12 protein-coding genes and 1 pseudogene are annotated in these 13677 nt (G+C 71.4%); 5 read left to right on the forward strand and 8 right to left on the reverse strand.

What is annotated here, in order from left to right; genetic code table 11:
- Positions 1-74 precede the first annotated feature (74 nt).
- The 4 genes from DEI93_RS15225 to DEI93_RS15240 are packed head-to-tail and all read left to right on the forward strand — an operon-like array spanning position 75 to position 5405.
- On the forward strand, positions 75-1739 hold the full coding sequence (locus tag DEI93_RS15225) for an ABC transporter substrate-binding protein (RefSeq protein WP_111120059.1): 1665 nt from the start codon (positions 75-77) through the stop codon (positions 1737-1739).
- Positions 1736-3472, forward strand: coding sequence for a dipeptide ABC transporter ATP-binding protein (locus tag DEI93_RS15230; protein WP_111025899.1), 1737 nt, complete (start codon positions 1736-1738; stop codon positions 3470-3472). Before DEI93_RS15225 ends, DEI93_RS15230 begins: the two co-directional genes overlap by 4 nt.
- On the forward strand, positions 3469-4410 hold the full coding sequence (locus DEI93_RS15235; protein WP_111010563.1) for an ABC transporter permease: 942 nt from the start codon (positions 3469-3471) through the stop codon (positions 4408-4410). Before DEI93_RS15230 ends, DEI93_RS15235 begins: the two co-directional genes overlap by 4 nt.
- Positions 4407-5405, forward strand: a complete 999-nt coding sequence (locus DEI93_RS15240) for an ABC transporter permease (RefSeq protein WP_111012936.1) — start codon at positions 4407-4409, stop codon at positions 5403-5405. Before DEI93_RS15235 ends, DEI93_RS15240 begins: the two co-directional genes overlap by 4 nt.
- Positions 5406-5577: 172 nt before the next feature.
- Here the strand turns inward: DEI93_RS15240 and DEI93_RS15245 are convergent, their stop codons facing one another.
- Positions 5578-5994 (reverse strand): hypothetical protein, encoded by a 417-nt coding sequence (locus tag DEI93_RS15245; RefSeq protein ID WP_111010561.1) that lies wholly within the window; start codon positions 5992-5994, stop codon positions 5578-5580.
- 30 nt (positions 5995-6024) lie between these two features.
- Positions 6025-6240: a hypothetical protein gene (locus tag DEI93_RS15250; protein ID WP_111012934.1), complete on the reverse strand. Its 216-nt coding sequence runs from the start codon at positions 6238-6240 to the stop codon at positions 6025-6027.
- Between the two features lie 295 nt (positions 6241-6535).
- On the opposite strand from DEI93_RS15250, the gene DEI93_RS15255 reads away from it, so the two are divergent.
- Positions 6536-7726, forward strand: a complete 1191-nt coding sequence (locus DEI93_RS15255; protein ID WP_258372271.1) for an ATP-binding protein — start codon at positions 6536-6538, stop codon at positions 7724-7726.
- A gap of 18 nt (positions 7727-7744) precedes the next feature.
- Here the strand turns inward: DEI93_RS15255 and DEI93_RS15260 are convergent.
- From DEI93_RS15260 to DEI93_RS15285, 6 genes and pseudogenes are all read right to left on the reverse strand, one after another.
- Positions 7745-9850 (reverse strand): annotated as a pseudogene (locus DEI93_RS15260) (protease pro-enzyme activation domain-containing protein); the annotation flags it as partial.
- A 470-nt stretch (positions 9851-10320) separates the two neighbouring features.
- Positions 10321-11844, reverse strand: a complete 1524-nt coding sequence (locus DEI93_RS15265) for a sugar porter family MFS transporter (protein ID WP_349815067.1) — start codon at positions 11842-11844, stop codon at positions 10321-10323.
- 72 nt (positions 11845-11916) lie between these two features.
- The gene (locus DEI93_RS15270; RefSeq protein WP_111011665.1) at positions 11917-12501 is read right to left on the reverse strand and encodes a MarR family transcriptional regulator; all 585 of its coding nucleotides are present in this window, start codon (positions 12499-12501) and stop codon (positions 11917-11919) included.
- Between the two features lie 45 nt (positions 12502-12546).
- Positions 12547-12747 (reverse strand): hypothetical protein, encoded by a 201-nt coding sequence (locus tag DEI93_RS15275; protein WP_111011666.1) that lies wholly within the window; start codon positions 12745-12747, stop codon positions 12547-12549.
- Positions 12747-12881: a hypothetical protein gene (locus DEI93_RS15280; protein WP_258368802.1), complete on the reverse strand. Its 135-nt coding sequence runs from the start codon at positions 12879-12881 to the stop codon at positions 12747-12749. The genes DEI93_RS15275 and DEI93_RS15280 overlap by 1 nt, the downstream gene beginning before the upstream one ends.
- 163 nt (positions 12882-13044) lie before the next feature.
- Entirely contained in the window at positions 13045-13518 is a 474-nt protein-coding gene (locus DEI93_RS15285) for a GNAT family N-acetyltransferase (RefSeq protein WP_181436143.1), read from the reverse strand.
- Positions 13519-13677: the final 159 nt, after the last annotated feature.

The raw sequence follows: 13677 nt of genomic DNA on the forward strand, positions 1-13677 counted from the left end.
TCTCGAGTGGCGCGGGAATGGGCGCGGTCCAGGCTGGGTTTCAGGAACGTCCGCGAACGCACCGAGGGAACCCCATGCACCACCTGAGAACCGCCACCGTCGTCGCCGCCACCGCGGCACTCGCACTCGCACTCACCGGGTACTCCGGCGCCACGGGGACCGCGCCGGCGAGCGCCGCCAGCAGCACGAAGGGCGGGACGCTCCACATCCTGACCACCGCGACGGCGGTGCACCTCGATCCCGCGACGAGCCAGAACCTGTCGACGACGACGCTCGGCCTGGTCGTCCGACGCCTCACCACGTGGGACATCCGGCCGGGGAAGACCGCGAAGGTCGTGCCGGACCTCGCCACGACCACGGGCACGCCGAGCGACGGCGGGAAGACCTGGACCTACCACCTGAAGAAGGGGATCGAGTTCCAGGACGGCACCCCGATCACCAGCCAGGACATCAAGTACGGCGTCGAGCGCTCCTTCGCGCCGACCCTCACCGGTGGCCTGAGCTACCACAAGTCATTGCTCGTCGGAGGCTCGAGCTACCAGGGTCCGTTCGACGGCGGGCAGCTCGACAGCATCGCGACGCCCGACGACCGCACGATCGTGTTCCACCTCGATGCGGCCTACGGCGACTGGCCGTGGATCGCGTCGATGCCCGCGTTCGCGCCCGTGCCGCAGGGCAAGGGCGACCCGAACACGTACGACGCGAAGCCGGTCGCGTCGGGCCCCTACCAGGTGCAGTCGAACCAGCAGGGCTCCCAGCTGACCCTCGTGCGGAACAAGCACTGGAGCGCCGGGACGGACAAGGTGCGCACCGCGGGCCCCGCGAAGATCGTGTTCGAGGAGAGCCAGGACGAGTCGACCCTGACCCAGAGCCTCATCGCCGACTCGGGTGACGCGAAGGACTCGTTCGCAGCCACCTACCTCGGGGCCGCAGAGCTCAACCAGGTCCGCCCGAACCCGTCCGCCGCGTCGCGCGTCGCCACGTCGAAGGCCGGCCCGATCACGTACCTCGCCATGAACACGCAGCGTGGCGCACTGAAGGACCTCCAGGTGCGCAAGGCCCTGGAGTACGCGACCGACAAGCGCGCCTTCCGGATCGCCGCCGGTGGCGCCCAGGCGGGCACGTACGCGTCGACGCTCATCACACCGGGCATCGCGGGCCGCAAGTCGTACGAACTGTACAAGGCGCCGGCGTCCGGGAACGTGAAGAAGGCGAAGGCGCTGCTCAAGGCGGCGGGCCAGAAGGACCTGCACTTCACGCTCCTGACGCAGAACGACCCGTCGTACCTCGCCCAGGCGCAGGCGCTCCAGCAGGGGCTCAAGCGCGCGGGCATCGCGGTGACGCTCAAGCCCGAGGACGTCGACAGCTTCTACACCGACGCCACGAACGACTCGTCGTACGACCTCGTCCTGTACGGCTGGCAGCCGGACTTCCCGAGCGCGAACGCGAACATCCAGCCGCTGTTCGCCTCGTCCCAGATCGGGAACGGCGGGTACAACGTGTCGCACTACAGCAACAGCGACGTCGACGCCCTCATCACGAAGGCGACGGCGACGGTGAACCGCTCGAAGGCGAACGCGCTGTGGGCCCAGGTCGACCGTCGCATCATGCAGGACGCGCCGATCGTGCCGCTGACCTACGCGAAGCAGTCGTTCCTCCGCGGCTCGGACGTCCAGCACTTCTTCGTGCCGGACTTCCCCGCGTACCCGAACTACCTCAAGGTCACGCTCGCCAAGTGAGCGAGGACCGCACCGCGCCCGTCCTCGACGTCCGGGGGCTCCGTGTCGCCTTCGGCGGCGGTGCCCCCGTCGTCGACGACATCACGTTCGCCCTGCACCCCGGCCGGGTCCTGGCGCTCGTCGGCGAGTCCGGTTCGGGCAAGTCCGTCTCGGCGATGAGCGTCCTCGGGCTCCTGCCGTCGACCGCCGCGGTGTCGGGGAGCATCCGCTTCCGGCGCACGCCCGACGCGGAGCCCGTCGAGCTCGTCGGGGCGGACGCGGACGTCCTCCGCAGCGTGCGCGGTGCGGGCATCGGCACCGTGTTCCAGGAGCCGATGGGGTCGTTCACGCCCGTGCTGTCGATCGGCACGCAGATCGCCGAGGCCGTCCGTGCGCACCGGTCCGGCGCTGACGTCGTCGCCCGGACGGAGGCGCTGCTCACCGCCGCCGGCATCGCCGACCCCGCCCGGGTCCGGCGCGCGTACCCCCATGAGCTGTCCGGCGGGCAGCTCCAGCGCGCGATGATCGCGATGGCGCTGGCGGCCGACCCGGTCGCGCTCATCGCCGACGAGCCGACGACCGCACTCGACGTCACCGTGCAGGCCGGGATCCTCGACCTGCTCCGCCGCCTGTGTCGCGAGCGTGACCTCGCCGTGCTCCTCATCACCCACGACATGGGCGTGGTCGCCGACGTGGCGGACGACGTCCTCGTCATGCGGGCCGGGCGGGCGGTCGAGGCGCAGTCGGCCGCCGACCTGTTCGCGGCGCCGCACGCCGCCTACACCCGCGAGCTCCTGGCCGCGGTCCCCGTCCTCGGCGGGCCGAGCCGGGCCTCCCGGCCGGACGCGGAGACGCGGCCCACCACCGGCACGTCGTCGTCCGGACCGAGATCCACGGCCGGGTCCACGGACCGGGAGGTCGTGGCCCGCCTGACCGACGTCGCCATCACGTACGGCGGACGGCGCGCGACGCCCGCCGTCGCCGACATCGACCTCGCGATCCGCTCGGGCGAGGTCCTCGGGCTCGTCGGCGAGTCCGGCTCGGGCAAGTCGACGATCGGGCGGGCGCTCGCCGGCCTCGTCCCGGTGTCGTCCGGGACCGTCGAGGTCTCCGGCACGGATCTCCGGCGCGCGCGGCGGCGGCGGCTCCGCGCGGTCCGCAGCCGCGTCGGGTACGTGTTCCAGGATCCCGCGTCCTCGCTCAACCCCCGCGCGACGATCGGGTGGAGCATCGCTGAGCCGCTGCGCCTGCACACCGACCTCGGCGAGACCGCCCGCCGGGCCCGGGTCCGCGAGCTGCTCGAGGCCGTGCGTCTCGACCCCGCGTACGCCGACCGGTTCCCGCACCAGCTCTCCGGCGGGCAGCGGCAGCGCGTGGCGGTGGCGCGCGCGCTCGCCCTGCACCCGGTCCTCCTGATCGCCGACGAACCGACGAGCGCGCTCGACGTCACCGTGCAGCGCACCGTGCTCGACCTGCTCGCGACGCTGCAGGCGGAACTCGGGTTCGCGTGCCTGCTCATCAGCCACGACCTGGCCGTCGTCCGGCAGCTCGCCGACGAGGTCGTCGTGCTCCGCCGCGGCCACGTCGTCGAGCGCGGCACGGCGGCCGAGGTCCTCGAGGACCCGCAGGACCCGTACACACGCATGCTGCTCGCCGCCGCCCCCGTCGCGGACCCGATCCGCCAGGCCGAGCGGCGGTCCACCTGGCGCCGGCTCGTCGCCGCCGGTGGCACGACCGAGGAGGCCCGCGCATGACCGCGAACGTCGTCGACCGCCCCGTCGCCCCCACGCCCGCCGCCACCGGGTTCCGCGCCGTCGCCCGCCGCGTCGGCCGGGACCGCTGGGCACTCGCCAGCGCGATCGTCATCGTCGTGTTCGCGCTCGTCGCGATCGGCGCACCGCTCATCGCCGGGCTCAGCGGGCAGGACCCGTACCGGTACCACCTCGGGACGCTCACCGGGTTCGGCGCACCGAAGGGCACGGGCGGCGGGATCAGTGCCGCGCACTGGTTCGGCGTCGAGCCGCTGACCGGTCGCGACCTGTTCGCGATCGTCACCTACGGCGCCCGGACCTCGCTCGGGGTCGGGATCGCCGCGACGATCCTGTCGATGGTGCTCGGCGTGCTCGTCGGCGTCACCACCGGGTTCTTCGGCGGCTGGTACGACCGCGGGATGAGCCGGGTCGTCGACGTCATGTTCGGGTTCCCGTCGCTCGTGTTCATGATCGCGCTGACCGCCATCGTGCCGAACCGGTTCCCCGCCCCCGTGCTCGTCGTGCTCGTCATCGGGTTCTTCGGCTGGCCGGCCGTCGCCCGGGTGATCCGCGGGCAGACACTGTCCCTGCGGCAGCGGAACTTCGTCGTCGCGTCGACCGCGATGGGCGCCGGTTCCTGGCACGTCATCATCCGCCAGCTCCTGCCGAACCTCGCCGCGACGATCACCGTCTACGCGACGATCTCGATCCCGAGCATGATCGGGGCCGAGGCCGCCCTGTCGTTCCTCAGCGTCGGGGTGACGCCCCCGACGCCGTCCTGGGGCCGCACCATCGGCGACGCCGTGGGGTGGGTGCAGACCGACCCCATGTACCTCGTGTTCCCGGGAGCCGCCCTGTTCGTCATCACGCTCGCGTTCAACCTGCTCGGGGACGCCCTCCGCGACGCCCTCGACCCGCGCCGGACGGAGGTGTCGCGATGAGGACCTGGCGCTTCGTGCTGTTCCGCGTCCTCGGCGCGATCGTGGTGTTGTTCGTCGTGGCCGCGGTCACCTACGCGCTGTTCACCCTGCTGCCGACGAACGCCGCCCGCGCGATGTGCGACAAGCCCTGCACGCCCGACCGCCTGGCGCAGGTCAAGGCGTTCATCGGCACCGACCTGCCCTGGTGGCAGCAGTTCCTCGACTACCTGTCGGGCATCTTCGTCGGGCGGCACTTCGGCAGCGGCTCGACCGCCGTGGTCTGCGGCGCACCGTGCTTCGGGTACTCGTTCCAGCTCCACCAGAGTGTCACGACGCTGATCCTGTCCCGCCTGCCGGTCACGGCCTCCATCGCGATCGGCGCCGCCGTGCTGTGGCTCGTCGCGGGTGTCGCCGGCGGCACCGTGTCCGCGCTCCGGCGTGGATCGGTCCTCGACCGGGCGGTCATGACGATCGCCGTCGGTGGGGTCTCGGCGCCGGCGTACCTCGTGGGACTGTTGGCGATCCTCCTGTTCGGGTTCGTGCTCCGGATCCTGCCGACCGGCGGCTACGTCGCGTTCACCGACGACCCCGTGCAGTGGTTCCTGCACCTGCTCCTGCCCTGGTGCGTGCTCGCGTTCATCAGCGCCGCCATCTACGCCCGACTGACCCGCGGCGAGATGCTCGAGGTGATGGGCCAGGACCACATCCGCACCGCCCGCGCCAAGGGCCTGAGCGAGTCGCAGGTCGTCGTCCGGCACGGGCTCCGCACCGCGATCCTGCCCGTCGTGACCCTGTTCGGGCTCGACCTCGGCACCCTGCTCGGCGGCGCGGTGATCACCGAGAAGGTGTTCTCGATGCAGGGGCTCGGCGCACTGCTCATCGACGCGGTGCACTCGCTGGACCTGCAGGTCGTCGTCGGGTTCACGCTGTTCGCGGCGTTCCTGGTCGTCACCGCGAACGTCATCGTCGACCTCGTGTACGGGGTCGTGGATCCGCGGGTGCGGACGGGGCGCTGAGGTCGAGCGGCGCGCCCGTCACCCGGGTCCCGGTTTCTCCGCCGTCGGACTTCACCGAAGCACGGTCCGATCTGAACCAGGTGACCGAGGGCCGACACGGGCAACGCGATCAGATCAGCCGGTCCGCCGTGTGCCGTGACCTCGGCCAACCTGTCGCTCCGCACCGGTCTCCTCATCGTCGCACCCGCGCACCCGACCAGAACCAGGCGCTCGTCACGAACACGACGACCGCGAAGAAGAAGCCGAGCGCGTCCGTTCCCCCGTCGTACGTCCGGGCGTCGACGGCATGAACGGTCCCGACGACGAGGACGACGCCGACCACCGCCAGGAGCATCGCGGCACCCCGGAGCACGAGCGCCCGCGTGTTCGACCGGTCTGAGCGCGCCGCCGGCTGGACGTCGTACCGCGACAACCACCGGCGACTCCGGAGAACGGACTGACCGATGCCCGCCACCGCGCAGATCAGAGCCCCCAGGTCGAAGAGCACCATCGCCCACGGAGTCCTGTTGAACCAGAGCGCGGCACCGACGGCCATGACCAGCCCCAGGAGCGCCACCCAACGGGTCAGTGTCCACAGCAGTCGCCACATGCCGTACCCTCCGTCTCCCGGGCCGTGCCCTCAGTCCTCCGTGTCGACGCCACCCGGTCGCACCGCCGCGGTGTCGGCAACGTCGATCCGGGTCATGCCGTCGCCACGGTCCTCGGTGGTGATCCGCGGGGCCGCATCCGCCTCGGTCGACCCCGAAGCCCGGGTGAGCTCGTCGTGGCGCCGCTCCGAGAACGTCATGTCCACGCCGTCGTCGGTCGTCTCGAGGGGATCGCGAGCATCCGTCATACGAGGGACGCTACCCGCCGCTACACGAATTGGATGCGTGAGCAGCACCGATGCCACCAGCTCCAGCTCCATCTCGTGGAGTTGCATGCCGACGTGCAGCCGGGGCGGCCGCCGGCCCTGTCGGCTCGGCTGGCGGGATGTCGCACGAGCTGACCCGCGCCGTCCATCACGAGACCGGGACGACGGTCCATGAGGAGCATGGTTGCTCGTTAAATTTAACGCCGTCATCTGCCGGATGTGCTAAATTTATCAAGTGCGCTCACCTCTCACGAACCCGTTCCAACCGGGTTCCGACGTGGTTCCAGATGTATGGGCTGGTCGTGTCGAGCAGTTGGCCGATTGGCGGGACGTCGTTCGCCCGCGTCGTCATGCGGGCCTGTACGAGACAGGCCGAACCATCCTCGGTGAACCTGGTACCGGCAAGTCGAGCCTGGTACGCCGGATCGCACGCGATGCCGCAGAGGGCGGCGACTGGGTCACCCCCCAACTGCGCATACCTGCCGGTGCTGATCCGTTGAAGATCGTCGCGTCCGCAGTGCTGCGGCTGGCCGACAAGGCCGGCCTCCTGGCAACGAGTCGGCAACGGGTCCTGGACGTCCTCTCGCGAGTCGAACAGATCGCGGTGTCGGGGTTCTCCGTCGCGGTGCGCGGAGAAGCAGGACCAGAGCCGTTCACCGCACTGTTCGACCTGCTGGTCGAACTCGGGCAGGCCGCCATCGCGCAGAACACCGTGGTGTTGATCCACATCGACGAGGTGCAGAACATCACCGACGAGGCAGCGCTGTCGCAGTTGCTCATCGCTCTCGGTGACGCGCTGTCGCACCAGGTCGAGGTCACGGCTCCGGGCGGTGTCCTCGTCGAGCGACACCTGCCCCTCGCCGTGTACCTGACGGGGCTGCCGGACTTCGAGGACATGGCCGGCGCTCGGAAGGGCGCCACCTTCGCCCGGCGATTCCGCACCATCACGCTTGCCGCCCTCGACGAGGCGGATCTCCTGCAGGCGCTGCAGCCATTCGTGTTCGACGGTTGGGCCACCCCCGACGGGAACGGCGGTCTCGAATCCATCCAGATGAGTTCCGGGGCTGCGAGAGCCGTCGTGGCTCTCTGCTGCGGGGAGCCGTTCCTGTTCCAGCTCGCCGGTCAACGCGCCTGGAATGCAGGGAGCGCCTCGACCATCTCCCAGGAGGAGGTCGTGGCCGGGTGGCGCGGAGTTCAGGGTGAGGCCTCGGCACACGTCGAGCGCATCCTGAACCGGCTGCCGGCTCGTGAACACGAGTTCGTCGAGGCGATGGCGGCGCTGCCGCCGGCCGACCGCACGCTGACGAAGATCGCCGCCCAGATGGGCATGACCTCCGCGACGAAGGTCGGGCCGTTCTCGCAGCGACTGGACACGGTCCGCGGGATCATCGACCGGGGCAAGCCCTACTCGTTCCGCAACCGTGCCGTCGAGGCGTACCTGACGACGGACTGGCCGCGCGTCGACTGACCCCGCCCTCCTGGCGACTCAGCCCTTCGTGCCCGTCGACCAGATGCCCGTCGAGCCCTTCTTGAGCACGACGTTCCCGTTGCCTTGCACGACGAGCGTCGTGCCCGACCCGGCCCGGCTGGTGTTCGACGCCCACCGCGCCTTGCCCGAGGTGTCGTAGACCACCAGGTTGCCGTCCGCCTGCAGGCTCATGTACGCGCCGTGGTACTTGCTCGTGTTCGTCGCCCAGCGCGCTCGGCCGCCGATGTACATGACGAGGTTGCCGTCGGCCTGCATGATGAACTGCCGCGTGCCCGAGCCGTCCTGGATGAACTGGCCGCCGGTCAGCGTCACGGGCGCCTTGAGCGTGTCGCGGCCGGACAGCCCCGTGTGCCAGAGCACCGTGCTCCCCCTGGTCAGACGGAGGTCGCCCGTGTTCGTGACCGCCAGGACAGCCCCGCTGCCCTTGCCGCTCGTGCGGGACTGCCACACCGCCTTCTGCGCGGCCGTGTAGATGACCGCGTTGCCGTCGGCCTGCACCGCGAGCGAGGTCCCACCACGGCCGTTCGTCCCGGACGACCAGAGCGCGCGCCCGTTGCCGTACAGCACGAGGTTGCCGTCGGCCTGCATCGTCAGCGTGTACTGCTGGTTCGGCGACGTGATCGAGTGGCCGACGGCGAGGGTCGCGGGCGCGGTCAGGGAGGTGCTGCAGCTGCTCGTCCCGGGCAGCGCGGTCGCCAGGGCCGCCCAGTTCGGGGAACCGAGACCGGTCGCCATGTCGTAGCCGGTGGTCGCGCTGTAGAGCAGGTTGTTGCCGCTCGTGACGTCGCGGAAGTCCCCGCGGTTCCCGTAGAGCGTCGCGTGCACGTCGCCGACGCCGGTGCTGCAGCCGAGGCTCGACAGGGTGGCGGCGAGCTGCCCCGCCATGATCGGTGCCGCTGCGCTCGTCCCACCGCCGAGGACCCAGCCGCCCTCCGCGCCGATGTAGACGCCGGGGCCGGTGTCGGGATCGGCCACCGCGCTGATGTCCGGTACCAGCCGCGTGCTGCCCGGGAGGCCCACAGCGCTCTGGTACGTCGGCCGCGCGGTCCGGGTCGAGGACCCACCACCGCTGCCGACCGCGTCGGCCCGGTCGCTCCAGGCGGTCTCGCGCCAGCTCGTGCCGCTCCCCGTGAGGCTGGTCCCGCCGACACCGACGACCGACGGCACGACGGCCGGGAAGTCGACGTCGGGCGTGCTCGAGGTCCCGCCGCCGCAGTCGTAGGCGCCGTCGTCACCCGAGGCCGCGAAGGTGGTGGCACCGGCGACGACCGCGCGATCGATGGCGTCCTGGACGGCGCTCTCGAACGACGAGGACAGCGACGACTCGCACATCCCCCACGAGGTGCTCAGCGCGACGATGCCACTGCTCGTGACGTCGGTCGCGACGCGGTCGTACGCGTCGTAGATGCCCTGGGCCGAGTTCGGCGCGACGTAGATGCGCTGGGACGCCTTCGGCGCGGTGGCGAAGAGCATCTCCTGGTCCAGGGCGACCTCGGAGCCGCCACCGTCGACGGACGTGGTGGTCGACGCGCCGTCGACCGCGACCTGCGTGATCGACGGCAACGTGACGCCCACGGCGTTCGCGTAGGTGGTCAGATCGCTCTTCGACCAGCCGGAGAACTGCACCGTGGCGACCGTCGTCCCGGCACCGGTGCTCCCGGAGCGCGTCACGCCGTAGGCGCTGGCCAGGTCGGCCGGGGTCCTGCCGCCGGGCAGTGCGTGGTGCTCGAACACCGGGCGCTGGTCGAGGCCGAGCACGGTCGTCACCGCGCCGGACAGGCCCGACGGCAGGTCCAGCGCCGTCGTCGGGTGCAGGGTGTCCCCCTTGCCCGCGAGGTCGACGCCGAACACGGACTCCGCCTGGCCGACCGTGCCCGAGACCTGGACGTCCCACGTGTCCTGTGCGGTGACGTGGAGGCCCGCCGCACGGAGTGCGTCGACCACGTCGTCCCGGGTGTCCGTGGTCGGGGCGACGTCGGTGAGCGCGTCCTTCCGCTGGGCCTTCGTCATGGTGTCCGCCCGGCGGACCAGGTCGCGGAGTTCACCGCGATCGGACGGCTGCAGCACGACCGTCATGTCGATCGGGGCACCGCTGGGGGCCGGGGCCGTCGCGGTCGCGGAGGGGGCGGGCGTCGTGGCCGAGGGGCTCGGCGACGCGGTCGGCGCGGCCGATGCGGTGGCCCCGGACGCGGCCGGCGCGGCCGAGGGCGGGCGCCCGCGGCGGAGGGGGTGGACGTCGACGCGGAGGGGGTGGACGTCGACGCGGCGGACGTCGTGGCGGTGGTCGCGCCTCCCGGCTCGTCCGCCACCGCGGGGAGGGCCGAGCCGGTGACCGTGAGGGCGGCGGCGACGACGATGAGGGGCAGACGGACGGTGCGCATGGTCACTCTCGGAGGCTGAGCGGTCGGGGGTGCCCGGCGCCGATTCGGGTTGCGATCGCCGACCTGACGACGCTAGCCCGAGCGGAGGCCCGACAACAGCCCCTGTGCGACCTCACAGACCCCCAGTTGGCGGGGTCGTGTCGGCGGAGTGGGCGTCCGGAGGCGGTCAGGGGCGCGTGGGCCGGCGCGTGATCAGGGGCGTGACGACCCGCCGTCCTGCTGGTACCGGGCGTTCGTGACGTCGTTCGTCGACCCGTGGATCGAGATCGCCCCCGTGGCGAAGTCGGCTTCGAGCTGCTCGAGCGATCGCCCCCGGGTCTCGGGGACGACCGTGAGCACGAACACGAGCGCGGCGGCGTTGAGCACGGCGAACACGAAGAACGTCGTCGAGATCCCGAAGGCCGCGACGGCGATGGGGAACGTCAGGCTGACCCCGAAGTTCGCGAGCCAGAGCACGAGTGCGGTGAGCCCCATGCCGGCCCCGCGGAGGCGCAGCGGGAACACCTCGGAGAGCATGAGCCACACGAGTGGCCCGATGGTGCCCTGCATGATGCCGACGAAACAGATGATGAACACGAGGACGACCACCGCGCGGAGGGTGCCCTGCGGCAGGACCACCGACGCCAGACCGATCAGCAGATGAAACAGGGTCGTGCCCGCGAACCCGCTGATGAGGAACGTGCGCCGGCCCAGTCGGTTGATGAAGCGGAGGCCGATCACGACGGCGAGGACCGCGATCACCCCCGAGCCGACGTTCGCGATCAGGGCACCCTGCTGGCTGAACCCGGACTCCTGCAGCACCTGCGTGCCGTAGTACATGATCGAGTTGATCCCGGTGACCTGCTGGGCGATGCCGAGTCCGCCGCCGATGTACACGAGCCTGCGGAGCCACGGCTCGCGGAACAGAACGCGGATCCGGCCGGAGCGGGCCTCCGCTTCTTCCGCGGCGAGGTCATGCAGCTCGGCCATCTCGGCCACCGCGCGCTCGTCCGAGCGGATGGTTCGGAGCACGGCGAGCGCGTCGTCCTCGCGCCCCTTGCCGAGCAGCCACCGCGGGCTCTCCGGCACGCGGAGCATGCCGATGAACAGCGCGACGGCGGGGATCAGCGCGACCGCGAGCATGTACCGCCAGACGTCGGTGTGGGAGCCCCAGATCGACCCGATCACGGCGTTGATCGCGAATGCGGCCAGCTGCCCCGTCACGATCATGAGCTCGTTCCGGGTCACGAGACCGCCGCGCTTCTCGGTCGGCGACAGCTCCGCCAGGAACACCGGGACCGTGACGGACGCCCCGCCGACGGCGATGCCGAGGACGAACCGCGCCGCGACGAGGACCTCCCACGTCGGGGACAGCACGCACGCGAGCGCGGCGACGAAGAAGACGACGGCGAGCGTGCGGATGGTGGGTCGCCGACCGTTGTGGTCAGAGATGCGACCCGTGGTGAACGCGCCGAGCGCCGCCCCGACGAGGATCGCCGACGTCACGAGCCCCTCGGTCGTGGGCGTGAGCCCGAGATCCGCGGTGAGCGAGTCGAGCGCGCCGTTGACGACGCCGGTGTCGTACCCGAAGAGCAGACCGCCGAAGGTCGCGACGACCGCGACGAACCCGAGCCGTCGCGAGTACGGACCCGGTGTCAGCGGTGGCAGGGCCCGTCCGCCCGGTGCAGGTCGCCCCGTCGTGTCGGCTCCCCCGGCTGTCGTGCTCCGCGTCGCCACCATCGCTCCTCGTGATCCGCCCCGTCGGAGACCCGACGGTCGGGCCGTCGCTCGGAGGGGGAGGAATCGACGCTATCGAGCGGCGTCCGCGTGGTCGCTCAGCTGCTCCTGCTCGGTGGATCCGTCGGCGGGGACAGCCGGTGTGGAGGCCGTCTCCGCGGCGGCCCGCTCGGCCATGGCGGTCGTCAGGGTCGTCAGCACACGGGTCACGACGGCGTTGTCCTCGTCGGACAGCCGGTCGAAGACGTCCACGACGGACTCGTGGAACCGCTCGTACGCGGCGTCGATCTTGCGGGCGGCCTGCTCGCTCGGCTCGAGGACCTGCGCGCGCCGGTCGCTTGGGTGCGCCACCCGCCGGAGGTCGCCTTTGCGCTCGAGCTCGTCGACGATCTTGGTGACCGAGGCGTTCGACACGTTGAGCATCACGACGAGGTCCTTGGGGCCCATGGCCCGCTCGTCACGCTGCGCCTGGAGCAGGTAGCGGATGGCGTGGAACTCGTTCTTCGTCAGGCCGCTCGCGACCCGGGCGCGCTCGATCTGTTGCTCCTCGGCGCTCTGCACGCCCAGGAGCGCGTCGACGGCCTGGCGAGCGGCCGCGCTCCGCGGCTCTCGTGCGTACAGGTGCCGCGCTTCGCGGCGGACGACGGTCAACGGCATCGGCGGATGTGGTCCTTCTGGTCGGTCGTTCCGGTGGCGTGGATGCTACGCGGTCGGTGCCGCGAAGAAGTCGGCGTAGCTCGGGCCACTCGCGGCGCCCGATCCCCGCCCGGACAGCAGGCGCGGGTCCTCGACCCGACGCGAGACGTAGGCGTCGATGACGGCCGGGTCGGTCAGTCCGTAGCGTCGACCCGCGCCCGCGCGCATCGTGCCGGCGCCGGACCAGGCCTGGTACGTGCTGTGCATCAGCAGACACCCCGATCGGCGAGCAGCGGCCGCATGTCGATGGGCTGCGTCGGCGGGAACCGGTCGAGCGCAGCGCTCGACGGGTCGATGAAGGAGGTCCCGGAGACCCGGGGGTGGGGCTGCGCGATGCTCATCATGGTCTCGTTTCTGGCGGCGTCGCCGGGCGCGATCGGGGTGATGATGCCCGGGGGTCGGGCACGGCAAAAGAATGCCACATCGTGAACTACTCGCGCAACGAAACAGTAGGCGGCTTGCTCGTTCCGTTCGGAAAACGGACAGATCGTGAACCGGTGCGCGTCAGAGCACCCGCGCGAAACAGATCGAGCTCGGGTTGTCGGCGTAGCGGCCGAACGGCGCGATCCGGGAGAACCCGGATCGTTCGAGGAACCGGACGGTCTGCGTCGCCTGGGAGCCCGTCTCCATGACCAGGGCCGGGGCGCCCAGTTCGCGGCCGGCAGCGATCAGGTGCTCCAGGAGCGCATCGGCAACGCCGAGACTCCGCGCGTCGGACCGGACGTAGAGCTTCCGGACCTCGTACACGCCGTCCCGGACCGGGGTGAGACCGGCGCACCCGATGGGGACGCCCGCGCTGTCCCGGGCGAGCAGGTGCACGGGCACCTCGGCGCCCGTGAGCTCGGGACCGAGGTCCGGACCGGCGTTGACGCTGTTGAGCTCGATCCGCGCGGCGGCACGGAGGCGGATGGCGCTCTCGGCGTCGTACGGCTCGGGCGCGATGCTGAACGACCAGGGTTCGGGCTTGAGGTAGGGCACCGGGACTCGCCTCGTTCCATGCACACGGTTCGGATGTGTGCTCACGGTAGCGGGGACGGCACCGCCGGATCCGTCGGCACGCCCGGCGGGTCCGCGGGACCGTCCCGGTGCGGGCGCACGGAGGCGCGGCGGACGACGGGCCCGCCCTGGTCCGAGCGC

The organism is Curtobacterium sp. MCBD17_035 (assembly GCF_003234815.2).
Taxonomy (GTDB): Bacteria; Actinomycetota; Actinomycetes; order Actinomycetales; family Microbacteriaceae; genus Curtobacterium.

Excerpts from the sequence above, each read along its gene's own strand:
- DEI93_RS15225 (WP_111120059.1), top strand. The coding sequence starts at position 75 with ATGCACCACCTGAGAACCGCCACCGTCGTCGCCGCCACCGCGGCACTC.
- DEI93_RS15275 (WP_111011666.1), bottom strand. The coding sequence starts at position 12,747 with ATGCACAGCACGTACCAGGCCTGGTCCGGCGCCGGCACGATGCGCGCG.
- DEI93_RS15270 (WP_111011665.1), bottom strand. The coding sequence starts at position 12,501 with ATGCCGTTGACCGTCGTCCGCCGCGAAGCGCGGCACCTGTACGCACGA.
- DEI93_RS15245 (WP_111010561.1), bottom strand. The coding sequence starts at position 5,994 with ATGTGGCGACTGCTGTGGACACTGACCCGTTGGGTGGCGCTCCTGGGG.
- DEI93_RS15280 (WP_258368802.1), bottom strand. The coding sequence starts at position 12,881 with ATGAGCATCGCGCAGCCCCACCCCCGGGTCTCCGGGACCTCCTTCATC.
- DEI93_RS15250 (WP_111012934.1), bottom strand. The coding sequence starts at position 6,240 with ATGACGGATGCTCGCGATCCCCTCGAGACGACCGACGACGGCGTGGAC.
- DEI93_RS15240 (WP_111012936.1), top strand. The coding sequence starts at position 4,407 with ATGAGGACCTGGCGCTTCGTGCTGTTCCGCGTCCTCGGCGCGATCGTG.
- DEI93_RS15235 (WP_111010563.1), top strand. The coding sequence starts at position 3,469 with ATGACCGCGAACGTCGTCGACCGCCCCGTCGCCCCCACGCCCGCCGCC.